This is a genomic window from Streptomyces chartreusis NRRL 3882, assembly GCF_900236475.1.
Taxonomy (GTDB): Bacteria; Actinomycetota; Actinomycetes; order Streptomycetales; family Streptomycetaceae; genus Streptomyces; species Streptomyces chartreusis_D.
Window position 1 is genome coordinate 3,121,492 of sequence record NZ_LT963352.1, and the last position, 13,663, is coordinate 3,135,154.

The window sequence follows — 13,663 nt, forward strand, 5'->3', positions numbered from 1 at the left end:
GTCCGCGGTGTCGCCCTTGGCGACCGGCCCACGGCGGCTGTGGCGTCCCACGTCGCGCCTCAGCCCCCCATGCTCTCGTCGGTGCCCGTTTCGTCGACGGCCTCGTCCGCGCGAGCCCGCTTCGCTCGCCGCTCGCCCAACTCTCCCGCGTCTTCGAGGAGTTCACGAAACGCCATGGCCACCGTCTCCGGGTACTCCATCATGGCCACGTGCCCCGCGTCCGGCAACGTCACCAGCCGCGAGTCGCGATACGCCCGGGCCGCCTTCTGCGCCATCCGGAAGCCGACGAGCTGGTCACGGCCACCGTAGACGAGAAGGGTCGGCGCGAGAACGCGTTCGGCCTGGCGCCACAGTCCCTGCTGGCCGCCCAGTGTGTACGCGTTGACGATCCCGCGCGCGGAACGCGTCATGGCGTCCCAGAAGTACGGCAGCCGCAGCCGTCGCTCCATCTCCTGGACGGCGTTGCTGAATCCTTCCGGCGTCACCCGCCCCGGATCCCCGTAACACAGCGCCATCACGCCGCGGACGCGCTGCTCCGCCGTCCACTCCCGGGTCAGCCGGGTGAAGAGCGGGGCGACTCCGGGCACCGCCAGCAGTGCTGTGGGCACGGCGGTGCGCTGCACTCGGATTTCGGGCAGAGCAGGTGACACGAGCGTGAGCGTACGGACCAGATCGGGCCGTACCGCGGCGACACGGGTGGTGATGGCGCCACCGAGCGAGTTCCCGAACAGGTGCACGGGGCCGCGACCGGTGGCTTCGAGGTAGCGGATGACCGCGCGCGCGTGCCCCGTGACCGAGTAGTCGCCGTCGTCCGGCGGCGGGGAGTCGCCGAAGCCCGGCAGGTCGATGGCCTCACTGTCGACGACGTCGTCCAGCAGCGGCATCAGCGCCGACCAGTTCTGCGAGGAACCCCCGAGTCCGTGCACGTACAGCGCGGGAGCCAGCCCCTCGCGCGCGGGGCGCCTCGACCGCACCGCCAGCGTGACCCCGGGCAGCTCGACGGAGCTGAGCCGCTCGCCCTCGGCGACCCTGACGGCCGACACCTTCGGCAGCACATTGGCGGGCGGCACGAACGGCAGCTCGGTCGAAGACATGCGGCAATGTTACGAGACGATCACGTAGTGACTCATGTGTTCGCCGTCACAGGAATCGGCCATGTGAGACGGGCACATGACACCAACACGGGGAAGGCGCGGAGAAGGAAGCCGAGAGCGAAGCGGAGAAGGAAGCCGAGAGCGAAGCGGAGAAGGAGAGGGACCCGAGAACGGGGAGGCACCTGGGAGAGGCAGGGCATATGAGAAGCAGTCAACGGGATGCGCACTGCGTCACGTCCCGGACGCGGATCGCATAGCGTCCGGATCGGGTGTCTCCTAGGCTCGTAGAGAGGGCACCCGCGTGTGGCCCCTGCATTCCCAGGGACGTTCGTAGGAAGGGAGCCCAGCATGGCCGTAGACCCCACCGACCCGGAGACCTTCGAGGCCGAGGAGGAGTCGGAGACGCCGGAGTACGACGTCGAGGCCCCCGAGGTCGACGCGGCCGAGCAGCGCACGGACGTCGCACCGGACCGCGACGATCCGCTGACCGGTGTCGACCCGGACCGCGCCAATGAGGCCGACCTCGTGGAGCAGGCCCGGATCGTCTCGCTCGACGAGGACGACTACCGGTGACGCACGCTGTCGGGTGGCGACGAGGAGCAGCACCGAGCAGGAAAGGAGCCGCATTTTGCCCGCTCTGACCCTGTTTGAAACCTTCTCAACCGCTTTCGTAACCGTCCGGTCCGTGAAATTCTGCGCTCTCACCGCGCACACCACGGTTACCGAAAAGTACGATGGCGACGCGGCCAGATCCGCACGTGGACGACTATGGGAGGCGGCGTGACAGCCATCGAGCAGACAGAGGCGGTTCGCCCGCGGGGCACACGCCTGCCACGCCGTGCCCGACGCAACCAGCTCCTGGGCGCCGCCCAGGAGGTCTTCGTGGCCCAGGGCTACCACGCGGCCGCGATGGACGACATCGCCGAGCGGGCCGGCGTCAGCAAGCCGGTGCTCTACCAGCACTTCCCGGGCAAGCTCGACCTGTATCTCGCGCTGCTGGACCAGCACTGCGAGTCGCTCATCCAGGCCGTGCGGAACGCGCTGGCGTCGACGACCGACAACAAGCAGCGCGTCCGCGCGACGATGGACGCCTACTTCGCGTACGTCGAGGACGACGGCGGCGCCTTCCGCCTGGTCTTCGAGTCGGACCTGACGAACGAGCCGGCCGTGCGCGAGCGCGTCGACAAGGTGACCAACGAGTGCGCGGAGGCGATCTGCGACGTCATCGCCGAGGACACGGGCCTGTCGCGGGCGGAGTCGATGCTGCTCGCCTCGGGCCTGGGCGGCCTCGCCCAGGTGGTGGCCCGGTCCTGGCTGCACAGCGACCGCACCGTGCCACGCGACCAGGCCGTACAGCTGCTCGCCTCGCTGGCGTGGCGCGGCATCGCGGGCTTCCCGCTGCACGGAACCGACCAGCAGCACCACTGAGGGCCGCTTTGTTCCCGCCCGCTGTTCGCTCGTGGCGTTCTCGGGCGGAGCATGCCGGTCCCCTCACCGGGCTAATGTGTGCTGCGTACGGCGCGGAAGGTCGCGCACATCACTGACCGTCGGAGGGACATAGCCGTGGAGGTCAAGATCGGCGTGCAGCACGCGCCCCGCGAGATCGTTCTGGAGAGCGGTCAGAGTGCCGAGGAGGTCGAGCGGGCGGTGTCCGAGGCGCTGGCCGGGAAGTCGCCGCTGCTGACCCTCGTGGACGAGCACGGCCGCAAGGTCCTGGTCCCGGCCGACCGTCTCGCGTACATCGAGATCGGCGAGCCGGCCCCGCGCAAGGTGGGCTTCGGCGCTCTGTAGGCGCATGCGTGGAACGGGGCGGGGCGGCTGTCGGCCGACCCGCCCCGTTCGCGTTGCCTGCTCCCGTCCATGAACCTCTGGGGCACCCCGTGCGGCACACGGGTTCCTCCACGGACAGAGCACGGTTCACCCACACAAGTGGGTTGGATTCCGCAGGTCAGGGGTAAGACGGGCTACGACCGATGTGGGCAGCCGGCCATGTGGGAGGGACCCCGACATGCTCCTGGAAGCGCTGAGTTCCGCGATTCTCGGCCTGGCTCTGTCCTGGGCGGCCACGCATCGCCTGGCGCACCGGCTCCCGGCCCGCCCCCTGGTCCTGTCGACCGGCGTCGCGGGCGCCCTCTGCGGGGCCTTCGTCATGCACAGCGCGCTGGAAGCCGGCCACCTGCTGGTGGTGCTGCTCGGCGCGGTGATCGTCTCGGTGGCCTCGCTGTCGCTGCTGCTGCGCCCCGCGGGCCGTCTGCGCCGACGATCAGCGACGGCGTAGCCGGAGCCGTCAGGCGCGCGGGGACCCGCGCGCCCGGTCGGCACCGACCCGCAGCCGCGCCCCAGCGGGAGCCACCGCGCGGAACGTCACGCGAGGGGAACCACCCCGGCGCGGAGCGCCACGCGGCGGACGAGGGGAGCGTTACGCGGCCAAGCCCAGCGCAGCCATCCGCTTGGTGTGCGCCTCGGTGATCCGGGAGAACATCTTGCCGACCTCGGCGAGGTCGAAGCCGTCCGCGACCCCGCCCACCAGCATGGTCGACAGCGCGTCCCGGTCGGCGACCACCCGCTGGGACTGCGACAGGGCCTCGCCCATCAGCCGCCGCGCCCACAGCGCGAGCCGCCCGCCCACCCGCGGGTCCGCGTCGATCGCGGCACGCACCTTCTCCACGGCGAAGCCACCGTGCCCGGTGTCGTCGAGAACGGCCAGCACCAGACTGCGGGAGTCGGAGTCCAGCCGGGCCGCGACCTCCCGGTAGAAGTCGCTGGCGATGGAGTCGCCGACGTAGGCCTTGACGAGGCCCTCCAGCCAGTCCGAGGGGGCCGTCTGCTTGTGGAACCCGTCGTAGGCCGCGACGAACGGCTCCATCGCCCGCGTCGGCTCCTCCCCGATCTCGGCGAGCCGGTCGCGCAGCCTCTCGAAGTGGTGGAACTCGGCCGACGCCATCTTCGCCAGCTCCGCCTTGTCCTCCAGCGTGGGCGCCAGCTTGGCGTCCTCCGCGAGCCGCTCGAACGCCGCCAGCTCGCCGTACGCGAGCGCTCCGAGCAGGTCCACGACCGCGGCGCGGTACTGCGGGTCGGCGGAGGCCGTCGCCCAGTCCCGGGCAGCGACTCCGGTCGGTTCGGCCGGGGTGGCGGTGGTGTCCGAGGCGTTCTCAGGCTTGTCAGAGCTCGTCATGAAGCGCACAATAGCCCGCCCGCCGGGAGGCGTAAGGCCCTGGTCAATCAGTGTGACGACGACTACGTGACCGAATCGGCCATCGCGTGTGCGGGATTCCGGGGTATGGTGGTAATGCGCCTGCTGGTACGTCGACGTACCTCGACAGGCCGCACGTATGAGGATGCCCGGTCGGTGGCCCGATCGGCTCCGACCCGACAGACCTCCCGTCCATACGGCACAGTGCGTACGGATGCCGGAGGGACACCCTCAGCGGCATGAGCGCTAGAGCGTCGGCGCGGTCCCGTGCTCTACGGCCCGCCCGTAGGCAGCCGACGTCCCCGGCACGGTCCGACAAGACCCCCGCGCTCGCCTCGCGCCGCCCACACAGAAGAGGCAGCACCCTGACTACGACGTTCCGAGAGCTCGGGATCCTTCCCGAGACCGCCGAGGCCCTGGAGGCCGTCGGCATCATCACCCCCTTCCCCATCCAGGAGATGACGCTCCCCGTGGCCCTTTCGGGCTCGGACGTCATCGGCCAGGCCAAGACCGGCACCGGCAAGACGCTGGGCTTCGGCCTCCCGCTCCTCGAGCGCGTCACCGTCCCCGCCGACGTCGAGGCCGGACGCGCCAAGCCCGAGGACCTCACCGACGCCCCGCAGGCGCTCGTCGTCGTCCCCACGCGCGAGCTGTGCACTCAGGTCACCAACGACCTGCTGACCGCGGGCAAGGTGCGCAACGTGCGCGTCCTCGCGATCTACGGCGGCCGGGCCTACGAGCCCCAGGTCGATGCCCTGAAGAAGGGCGTCGACGTGGTCGTCGGCACCCCGGGCCGGCTGCTCGACCTCGCCGGGCAGAAGAAGCTGAACCTGAAGCACGTCAGGTGCCTGGTCCTCGACGAGGCCGACGAGATGCTCGACCTGGGCTTCCTGCCCGACGTCGAGAAGATCATCAACATGCTGCCGGTCCGCCGCCAGACGATGCTGTTCTCGGCGACCATGCCGGGCGCTGTCATCGGACTGGCCCGCCGCTACATGTCGCAGCCCACGCACATCCGCGCCACCGCGCCGGACGACGAGGGCGCGACGGTCGCGAACACCAAGCAGTTCGTCTACCGCGCGCACAACATGGACAAGCCCGAGATGGTGGCGCGCATCCTTCAGGCCGAGGGCCGCGGGCTGGCCATGGTCTTCTGCCGCACCAAGCGCACCGCGGCCGACCTCGCCGACCAGCTCAAGCAGCGCGGCTTCGCCTCCGGCGCGGTCCACGGCGACCTGGGCCAGGGCGCCCGCGAGCAGGCCCTGCGTGCCTTCCGCAACGGCAAGGTGGACGTGCTCGTCTGCACCGACGTCGCCGCGCGCGGCATCGACGTCGAGGGCGTGACCCACGTCATCAACTACCAGTCGCCGGAAGAGGAGAAGACGTACCTGCACCGCATCGGCCGTACGGGCCGCGCGGGTGCGAAGGGTACGGCGATCACGCTCGTCGACTGGGACGACATCCCGCGCTGGCAGCTGATCAACAAGGCGCTGGACCTGGGCTTCAGCGACCCGCCGGAGACGTACTCCACTTCCCCGCACCTCTTCGCCGACCTCGGCATCCCCGAGGGCACGAAGGGCGTCCTCCCGCGCTCGGAGCGCAAGCGCGCCGGGCTGGACGCGGAGGAGCTGGAGGATCTGGGCGAGACCGGCGGCCGGGGGCCGCGCGGGGGCCGCGGCCGCGGCGGCCGGGACGAGTCCCCGTCGGCAGAACGCGAGCGTTCGGCCCGTACGCCGCGACGCCGCCGCCGTACGCGCGGCGGGACGCCGCTGGACGGGACGCCGGAGTCCACCGGCACCGCCGCTCGGGACACCACTGCCCCGGGCGCTTCCGCCGAGGCGGAGGCCGTCACGGCTCCTCGCACCCCGCGTCGCCGTCGCCGCACCCGCGGCGGCACCCAGGCCGCCGAGCCGGCGCCGGTCACGGCGGCCGAGTCCGCCGCGTCCGCACCGGCGGAGAACGCCGTGGCGACGGCCGAGGGCACGAGCACGGCGGCGGCGAAGCCGCGCCGGCGCCGTACGCGCAGGTCGGAGACGCCTGCGGTGGAGTCCGCGGTGACGCCGTCGGCTGCTGCCAAGACCCCGGCGGAGTCGGACGCGGATGCCGCACCGGTGACCGAACAGCCCGAGGCGCCTGCGGCCGAGCAGGCGGTCGACACGGCCGAGGGGACCACCGAGTCCGCACCGGAGCCTACGGAGACGAAGCCGCGGCGCACCCGCAAGACGGCTGCCAAGTCCGAGGCCGCAGCCGCGGCGGAGGACGCCGTCGACACGGCCGAGACCGCCCAAGCCAAGCCCAGGCGTACACGCAAGGCCACGGCAGCGACCGAGGACGCCACCGGCGAGGCACCGGCCACCATGCCCAAGCCCCGCCGCACGCGGAAGACCACCGCAGCAGCCGAAACCGCCGCCGACACCGCCGAAGGCACGGAGACCAAGCCGCGCCGCACCCGCAAGGCCGCAGCCGCGGCGGAGGACGCCGTCGACACGGCCGAGACCGCCCAAGCCAAGCCCAGGCGTACACGCAAGGCCACGGCAGCGACCGAGGACGCCACCGGCGAGGCACCGGCCACCGAGCCCAAGCCCCGCCGCACGCGGAAGACCACCGCAGCAGCCGAAACCGCCGCCGACACCGCCGAAGGCACGGAAGCCAAGCCGCGCCGCCGCACCCGCAAGGCCGCCGGCACCGCCGAGTCCGCCGCCGCCGGGATCCCGGCCCAGACGGCTCAGGAGCCGGAGGCCGCCGAGGCCAGGCCGCGGCGTACGCGCAAGGCGACGGCCAAGGCCGAGGCGAGCGTCGACACGGCCGAGGCGACCGAGGCGAAGCCGCGTCGTACGCGGAAGACGGCCGCCGCGGCCGCGGATGCCGAGACCGCCGAGGCCAAGCCCCGCCGCACGCGGAAGACCACCGCAGCGGCCGAGGCCGCCGCCGACACGGCCGAAGGCGCGGAGGCCAAGCCGCGCCGCCGCACCCGCAAGGTCACCGAGCCCGCCGACATCCCGGCACAGGCCGGGCAGGACCCGGAGGCCGCCAAGCCGCGTCGCACGCGGAAGTCGGCAGCGGCCGCCACGGCCTCCGCCGAGGTCGCGGACGACGCGATCGAGGCGAAGCCGAAGGCCCGCCGCACCCGCAAGGCCACGGCCGCCGCGGAGCCCACGGAGGGCTGACACTCCCTCGATGGCCCGGCCCCACCGCGTGTGGGGCCGGGCCATCGGCGTTCCCCGAGCAGGGCCCCCACCGCGCCTGCGCCGTCCGCCACCCACCGGCGCACCCATCGCCGGCCCGCCGCCCCACTCCCACCCGCTACCCTCACCCCGTGACCAGGCAAGCCACCTTCACCCCACCCCCGGGCGCCCGCGCATACCCCCTGCGCACCACCCGCGGCGAGTTCGCCGTCGTCGACTCGTCACCGAAGCCGGAGTCGGGGCCGGGGCCGGAATCGGGGACGGCGTCGGGGGTCAAGGGAGTCGCCCTGATGCTGCCCGGGTTCACCGGCAGCAAGGAGGACTTCAGGCTGCTCCACGAGCCACTCGCGGAGCGCGGGTACCGGGTCGTCGCCGTGGACGGACGGGGGCAGCACGAGTCGGCCGGCCCGGTGGACGACGAGTCCGCCTATGCCCAGCGGGAACTGGCCCGGGACGTGCTCGCGCAGGCCGAGGCGCTCGGCGGGCCCGTGCACCTCGTGGGGCACTCGCTCGGCGGGCAGATCGCGCGGGCGGCCGTGCTGCTCGACCACTCCACCTTCCTCTCCCTCACCCTGGTCTCGTCCGGCCCGGCGGAGATCTCCCTCTCCCAGCAGCAGCGTGTGAAGCTGCTGCGGGACGCGCTCGCCGTGCTGTCGATGGAGGAGGTGTGGGAGGCCATCCAGGCCATGGGACCGCCGGAGGAGGTGGGCGGGCCCGCTCGCGGCCTCGGCGACGCTGAGCAGCTGCGCCGCCGCTGGCTGGGCAACAGCCCCGCCCAACTTCACGCGACCGGCCGCCAGTTGTGCACCGAGCCGGACCGTGTCGACGAACTCGCCGCCGTGCCACTGCCGTTCCACGTCCTGTCGGGCGCGCACGACGACACCTGGCCGGTGGCCGTCCTCGACGACATGGCCGTACGGCTGAACGCGCACCGCACGGTCATCGCGGGAGCCGAGCACTCCCCGGGCGCCGACCAGCCCCTGCCTACCGCGCACGCCCTCGCCGACTTCTGGGACAGCATCGGCGGCGACACCCACACGGCCTAATACTGCGTCTGGAGGTGCTCCCAGAAGCCGTCCCGCAGTACGCGCCGCAGGTCCGCCTGGCCGCGCAGCGAGTACTGCAACAGGCCCTCCGCCTCCACGAGCAGGTCCTGGTCCACCGAGCCGGGCAGGTAGGGGTGGCCGGGCAGCAGCTCGACCAGCGTGTCCCGGCCGCGGGCCGCCAGCCACTTCGCCGCGATCTGCGCGCCCACGAACCGCACGTCCTCACGCGTGGGCCGGCCGGCGGTCGCCTCGTAGGCGGGGGCGGCGCGGCGGGAGACGTAGGGCTTGAAGAAGTCGAGGTCGAAGGTGCGCTGGCTGTCGACCTCCCACAGCAGGGGCTCCGCCTGGTTGCGGCCCTCCGGCGCCTCGATGCCCCAGAGGTGGACGCGGGCGCCGTACCCCTGGGCCGCCTCCACGGCCGACACCAGGTCCTCGTCGCCGCCGAGCAGGGCCGCGTCGCTGATGGCGCGGTGCCGGGCGAGGGACTCCAGGTCGGTGCGGATGAGTGAGTCGACGCCCTTCTGCTGGTTGTTGGAGTTCAGGTTGCCCAGCCGCACCTTGACGTCCGGCAGTTCCGCGATGCTCTGCTGCTCCGCCGTGTGGATGCGGCGGCGGGCGCCGTCGTACCAGTAGACGCGCAGCAGCCGGCTGTCCGCGAAGATCGTGCGGGCCTTGTCGATGAGCGCGTCGATCAGTCCCTCGGCGTCGAGGTCGAAGGCCCGGCGGTCCTCCGTGCCGGCGACGAGCCGTCCCGCGGCCGCGTACAGGTACCCGGCATCGACGAAGATCGCATGGGTCGAGGGTGTCTTCGCCACCTCGGCGAGCATGCGCTGGAGCAGCTCGTTGGTGCGGTCGATGCGGGCGCTCAGGGCCGCGAGGTCGTCGTTCATCGCCTCCATTGTCCCGGCGGTCACGCTGCGAACACAACCGGTCCCGGTCGGTCCCGTAACGACAGTCTTACGACTCAGTAATTAGCCGTTCGAAAAATTTCCTTAGCGTAGGGAATGTTTCAACCGCACCGTGCCGTTGACTCATACGGAACACCGGGCACCGCTGCCTCGTGGGCCGACCACCAAGTAGTTCTCCTCAGGAGGATGACCAGACGAAGGGAGAAGCCCTTGCGCTTCGAAATCATGCACCTCGACGACGTCGACGGCACGCCCGTGGACACGACCGTCGTGGACGCCGCCTCCGTCAACCGCATCGTTCAGCAGGCCGCCGCCACAGGGCAGCGCCTCTGGATCCGCCCGGCCGGGACCACGGCCTCGTAACGCGCGCCGCTCTCCCACACTTCGCAGCCCCCGCACGGCATCGGCCGTGCGGGGGCTCCGCTGTTGCGGGCCTCCGCGGTGGGGGGCGTACTGGCTGAGGGGGACGGTCAGAGCGAGAACGGGACGGTGGACACATGTCCGTGACGGGCCGGTCGAACGAGGAACTGCACGAGCGGGCGGCGGCCGAGGCCGCGCAGCGGTACGAGGACTCCGCCGCGGAGCGCGAGCGGGTCGAGGGCCGGATGGCGGCCGGTGTGCGGTTCCCCGACAACCCGGACGCCCTCGCCGTGCGCGCCGACCGGATCCTCGACCGGGGCGGCCTGTCGCCCTCGGCCGTGGTGGCGGACATCCGTGGGGAGGCCATGGACCTGCCCCAGGCCAACGAACGCATCATCGACCTGTCCAACGAACTCCAGGCCTGGAGCTTCCTGCCGCGCGGGGTCAGGGCCGGAGCCACGGTCGCCCGGATCACCCTGCGCCGTGACGGCCGCGAGCTTCCGCACGGCACCGGCTTCCTGGTCTCGCCGCGGCTGCTGATGACCAACCACCACGTGCTGCCCGACGAGGCCTTCGCCCGCCAGTGCTTCGCGGAGTTCAACGCCCAGGTCACGGTCGACAACGTGCCCGACACCGCCGTCCGCATGGAGCTCGACCCGGGGACGTTCTTCACCGCGGACCAGCGGCTGGACTTCGCCCTCGTGGCGGTCGTGCCCACCCAGGACGGTCGCAAGCCGGGTGAGGTCTTCGGCTGGAACCGGCTCAGCGTGCAGCTCGGCAAGCTGGTGCTCGGCGAGAAGGTGAACATCATCGGTCACCCGGACGGGCGCCTCAAGGAGATCGTCCTGCGCGACAACGCGGTGCTGGTACGGCTCGACGACTTCGTCCAGTACCGGACCGACACCCGCCCCGGCAACTCGGGCTCCCCCGTCTTCAACGACCAGTGGGAGGTCGTGGCCCTGCACCACAGCGGCGTCCCGAAGAAGGACGACCAGGGCCGCGTCCTGCGGAAGGACGGCCGGCCCTGGAGTCAGGGCGACGGCGACGACGCGATCGACTGGGTCGCCAACGAGGGCGTCCGCATCAGCTCGATCCTCAAGCATCTGGCCCGGCTGGACCTCGACGCCGGGCGCCGCGCGCTGCTGGCCGAGATGGGCCCGGACTCCGGCCTGGACCAGAGCACGGCCGCCCCCGTACCCCAGCCGGAGGGAGCCACGCCGGCCGTACCCGGCATCACGACCCCGTCGGTCCCGGGCACCCCTGTGACCGTGGCCATGACCGCGAGCGAGACCCGGACGCGGACCCCCGAGAAGGGACGCCCGGCCCGCAGCACCGCCTTCGGTGGCCGTCGGCACCTGGTCTTCCTGCACGGCAGGGACCAGCAGGGCAAAAAGCCCGACGACCTCCGTCGGCAGTGGACGTCCGGCCTGAACCACGGCCTCACGCTCGCGGCACTGCCCACGGTCGACCCGGAGGACGTGTGGTTCCCGTTCTACGGCACGAGACTGGCCGACCTCGTGGCCGGGCGGGAGAGCACGGCGCAGGCCGTCGGACTCGACGAGGTGAGCGCCGCCGCTGCCGCCGAGGTCTTCGCCGCCGAATCACCCACCGGCTCCTACGAGCAACTGCTCTACGAGGCTGCCGCCCGGGCCGGCATGCCCCAGAACGGCCCGGCGGCCACCGAGGGCTTCGGGGCGGGGCTGGTCGGCGCACTGCACCGGCCGCTGAGCTGGCTCGCCGCCCGGTCCGACCTGGACGAGTGGACCATCGCCACGTTCCTGCGGGACGTCGACCTGTACCTGGGCGACAGTGCCGTACGGCAGGCCGTGCTGGACAGCGTCCTGGAGACGATGCCCGCCACCGGCGAACTGGTGCTGGTCACGCACAGCCTGGGCACGGTCGTCGGCATGGACCTGCTGACCCGGCTGCCGCAGGGCCTCGACCCCGTGCTGCTGGTCACCGCGGGCAGCCCGCTCGGGCTGGACGGCGTCAACGAGCGGCTCCTCGCCCGGGGCCCGCACCGGCCGCCCAAGGTGCGCGACTGGGTCAACGTCTGGTGCCCCACCGACGCGGTGGCCGTCGGCTGTCCCCTGGCGGACGAGCGGTGGGGCAAGCTCACGCAGCTGGCCGTCCAGAACGGCCGGGACCGTGCGCACAAGATCGAGGAGTACCTCGCCCACACGGGACCGGCCAAGGAGATCGGCACCGTACTGACCCGCCCCTTCTGACGCGGCGGCGCGCCTCAGCTGCCCTGGACCACCTGCGTGACCCCGTTGATGATCTGCTGCACGGCGATCGCGGACAGCATCATGCCCGCGAGCCGCGTCACCAGGACGACACCGCCGTCCTTGATGATCCGGATGATCACCAGCGAGTAGCGCATCACCAGCCACAGCACGACGTGGATGGCGAGGATCGCCGTCCACACGGAGACCTGCGTGGCGACACTGTGGGCCTTCTGCACGGCGAGGATGACCGACACGATCGCCCCCGGCCCCGCCAGCAGCGGCATGCCCAGCGGCACGAGAGCGACGTTGACGTCCTTGGTCTGCTTCGGCTCGTCCGTCTTGCCGGTCAGCAGATCGAGCGCGATCAGCAGGAGCAGCAGCCCACCCGCGATCATCAGCGCGGGCACGGACACGTGCAGGTAGTTCAGGATCTGATGCCCGAGCAACCCGAACACGGTGATCACACCACCGGCGACACAGACGGCCTGGAAGGCCATCCGCTTCTGCACCTTGCCGGGCCGTCCGGCGGTGAGCGCGAGGAAGATCGGGGTGATCCCGGGGGGATCCATGATGACGAAGAGGGTCAGGAACAGGGAGCCGAAAACGGCGAGGTCGAACATGAGCGTGATGGCCTTGCGGGAGTACGGGAGGGTGGGCACAGCCGGCAACGCCGGGTGCCTTCAAACGGACCTACGGGACAGAGACCTCAGACCCCGCCGGCTCCCGGCACGGGAAACGCCCCGAAGGCCCGCCGCGTGATCTCCCCGTACACCTCGGGATCCGTCGTGTACTCCCCGAGCACACAGGTCTTCCGGCTGCCGTGATAGTCGCTGGACCCGGTCACCAGGAGCCCCAGCTCCTTCGCCAGCCCCCGCAGCCGCGCACGCGTGTCCGTGTCGTGGTCCATGTGGTCGACCTCGATGCCGTCCAGCCCGGCCGCGGCCATCTCGGCGATCGCGGCCTCCGGCACCGTGCGCCCCCGCTTGCTCGCCCCGGGGTGCGCGAACACCGCGACCCCGCCCGCGCCCTTGATCAGCCGGATCGCCTCGAAGGGGTCGGTCTCGTGCTTCTCCACGAAGGCCCGGCCGCCGTCGGCCAGCCAGTCCTGGGTGAACGCGTCGCCGACGGTCGGCACGACGCCCAGCTCGACGAGTGCGGTCGCCACGTGCGGACGCCCGACGGAGCCGTCACCGGCGATCCGCGCCACCTGCTCCCAGGTCACGGGCACGCCCAGCTCCTGAAGCTTGGCGATCATGCCCCGCGCCCGGGGCACCCGGTCGTCCCGGACCAGCTCGCGCTCGGCGAGCAACCCCGGTTCCTCGGCGTCGAAGAGATACGCCAGCATGTGCATGCTGATGCCGTCGAGCCGGCAGGAGAGCTCCGCTCCGGTGACCAGCGTGAGCCCCTCGGGCAACGCGGCGATCGCCTCGGCGTGCCCGCGGGTGGTGTCGTGATCGGTCAGCGCGACGACGTCCAGCCCGGTCGCGGCGGCCTTCCGCACCAACTCCGCCGGAGCGTCCGTACCGTCGGAAGCGGTGGAGTGGGTGTGCAGATCGATGCGCACGACGCGGACTCCAGACACTGACGGGACGAGCAGGGCTGCTCAAGGATAACCGGATTTTCGACACCCCTGTCACACCCGAACCCAG

At 71.9% G+C, this 13,663-nt stretch carries 13 protein-coding genes; 8 read left to right on the plus strand and 5 right to left on the minus strand.

Annotated features, from left to right (window positions below):
• Positions 1 to 59: 59 nt before the first annotated feature.
• A complete protein-coding gene (locus SCNRRL3882_RS13755; RefSeq protein WP_010047704.1) occupies positions 60 to 1,094 on the minus strand; it encodes an alpha/beta fold hydrolase in 1,035 nt (344 codons plus the stop codon).
• Between the two features lie 348 nt (positions 1,095 to 1,442).
• Here SCNRRL3882_RS13755 and SCNRRL3882_RS13765 point away from each other — a divergent pair, with 348 nt between their 5' ends.
• From SCNRRL3882_RS13765 to SCNRRL3882_RS13785, 4 genes are all read left to right on the plus strand, one after another.
• Complete coding sequence (locus tag SCNRRL3882_RS13765) at positions 1,443 to 1,667, plus strand: hypothetical protein (protein WP_010047706.1); 225 nt, start codon at positions 1,443 to 1,445, stop codon at positions 1,665 to 1,667.
• Positions 1,668 to 1,874: 207 nt separating this feature from the next.
• Positions 1,875 to 2,522 (plus strand): TetR/AcrR family transcriptional regulator, encoded by a 648-nt coding sequence (locus SCNRRL3882_RS13775; protein ID WP_010047709.1) that lies wholly within the window; start codon positions 1,875 to 1,877, stop codon positions 2,520 to 2,522.
• Positions 2,523 to 2,657: 135 nt separating this feature from the next.
• Positions 2,658 to 2,885 (plus strand): DUF3107 domain-containing protein, encoded by a 228-nt coding sequence (locus SCNRRL3882_RS13780; RefSeq protein WP_010047710.1) that lies wholly within the window; start codon positions 2,658 to 2,660, stop codon positions 2,883 to 2,885.
• Between the two features lie 217 nt (positions 2,886 to 3,102).
• Positions 3,103 to 3,372 (plus strand): hypothetical protein, encoded by a 270-nt coding sequence (locus tag SCNRRL3882_RS13785; RefSeq protein ID WP_010047711.1) that lies wholly within the window; start codon positions 3,103 to 3,105, stop codon positions 3,370 to 3,372.
• A 141-nt stretch (positions 3,373 to 3,513) separates the two neighbouring features.
• Here SCNRRL3882_RS13785 and SCNRRL3882_RS13790 read toward each other — a convergent pair whose 3' ends face one another.
• Positions 3,514 to 4,269 carry a ferritin-like fold-containing protein gene (locus SCNRRL3882_RS13790; RefSeq protein WP_010047712.1) on the minus strand — a complete coding sequence of 252 codons (756 nt, stop codon included), beginning with the start codon at positions 4,267 to 4,269 and terminating at the stop codon, positions 3,514 to 3,516.
• 476 nt (positions 4,270 to 4,745) lie between these two features.
• Between SCNRRL3882_RS13790 and SCNRRL3882_RS13800 the strand changes: the two genes are divergently transcribed.
• Positions 4,746 to 7,454, plus strand: a complete 2,709-nt coding sequence (locus SCNRRL3882_RS13800; protein ID WP_029181730.1) for a DEAD/DEAH box helicase — start codon at positions 4,746 to 4,748, stop codon at positions 7,452 to 7,454.
• A gap of 149 nt (positions 7,455 to 7,603) precedes the next feature.
• Positions 7,604 to 8,518 carry an alpha/beta fold hydrolase gene (locus tag SCNRRL3882_RS13805; protein WP_029181731.1) on the plus strand — a complete coding sequence of 305 codons (915 nt, stop codon included), beginning with the start codon at positions 7,604 to 7,606 and terminating at the stop codon, positions 8,516 to 8,518.
• Here the strand turns inward: SCNRRL3882_RS13805 and SCNRRL3882_RS13810 are convergent.
• Positions 8,515 to 9,408: an NYN domain-containing protein gene (locus SCNRRL3882_RS13810; protein ID WP_010047717.1), complete on the minus strand. Its 894-nt coding sequence runs from the start codon at positions 9,406 to 9,408 to the stop codon at positions 8,515 to 8,517. The two genes, SCNRRL3882_RS13805 and SCNRRL3882_RS13810, sit on opposite strands and share 4 nt — an antisense overlap.
• A gap of 228 nt (positions 9,409 to 9,636) precedes the next feature.
• Here SCNRRL3882_RS13810 and SCNRRL3882_RS41100 point away from each other — a divergent pair, with 228 nt between their 5' ends.
• Positions 9,637 to 9,789 (plus strand): hypothetical protein, encoded by a 153-nt coding sequence (locus tag SCNRRL3882_RS41100; protein ID WP_010047718.1) that lies wholly within the window; start codon positions 9,637 to 9,639, stop codon positions 9,787 to 9,789.
• A gap of 134 nt (positions 9,790 to 9,923) precedes the next feature.
• Positions 9,924 to 12,014 carry a trypsin-like serine peptidase gene (locus tag SCNRRL3882_RS13820; RefSeq protein WP_010047719.1) on the plus strand — a complete coding sequence of 697 codons (2,091 nt, stop codon included), beginning with the start codon at positions 9,924 to 9,926 and terminating at the stop codon, positions 12,012 to 12,014.
• A gap of 14 nt (positions 12,015 to 12,028) precedes the next feature.
• On the opposite strand, the gene SCNRRL3882_RS13825 is transcribed toward SCNRRL3882_RS13820, so the two are convergent.
• Positions 12,029 to 12,634, minus strand: coding sequence for a MarC family protein (locus SCNRRL3882_RS13825; RefSeq protein ID WP_010047720.1), 606 nt, complete (start codon positions 12,632 to 12,634; stop codon positions 12,029 to 12,031).
• Between the two features lie 86 nt (positions 12,635 to 12,720).
• Complete coding sequence (locus SCNRRL3882_RS13830; RefSeq protein WP_010047722.1) at positions 12,721 to 13,578, minus strand: PHP domain-containing protein; 858 nt, start codon at positions 13,576 to 13,578, stop codon at positions 12,721 to 12,723.
• Positions 13,579 to 13,663 lie beyond the last annotated feature (85 nt).

What these genes read in the sequence shown, in the direction of transcription:
- SCNRRL3882_RS13785 (WP_010047711.1), top strand. Translation starts at nt 3,103, where the DNA reads ATGCTCCTGGAAGCGCTGAGTTCCGCGATTCTCGGCCTGGCTCTGTCC.
- SCNRRL3882_RS13800 (WP_029181730.1), top strand. Translation starts at nt 4,746, where the DNA reads ATGACGCTCCCCGTGGCCCTTTCGGGCTCGGACGTCATCGGCCAGGCC.
- SCNRRL3882_RS13820 (WP_010047719.1), top strand. Translation starts at nt 9,924, where the DNA reads ATGTCCGTGACGGGCCGGTCGAACGAGGAACTGCACGAGCGGGCGGCG.
- SCNRRL3882_RS13825 (WP_010047720.1), bottom strand. Translation starts at nt 12,634, where the DNA reads ATGTTCGACCTCGCCGTTTTCGGCTCCCTGTTCCTGACCCTCTTCGTC.
- SCNRRL3882_RS13810 (WP_010047717.1), bottom strand. Translation starts at nt 9,408, where the DNA reads ATGAACGACGACCTCGCGGCCCTGAGCGCCCGCATCGACCGCACCAAC.
- SCNRRL3882_RS13790 (WP_010047712.1), bottom strand. Translation starts at nt 4,269, where the DNA reads ATGACGAGCTCTGACAAGCCTGAGAACGCCTCGGACACCACCGCCACC.
- SCNRRL3882_RS13765 (WP_010047706.1), top strand. Translation starts at nt 1,443, where the DNA reads ATGGCCGTAGACCCCACCGACCCGGAGACCTTCGAGGCCGAGGAGGAG.
- SCNRRL3882_RS13755 (WP_010047704.1), bottom strand. Translation starts at nt 1,094, where the DNA reads ATGTCTTCGACCGAGCTGCCGTTCGTGCCGCCCGCCAATGTGCTGCCG.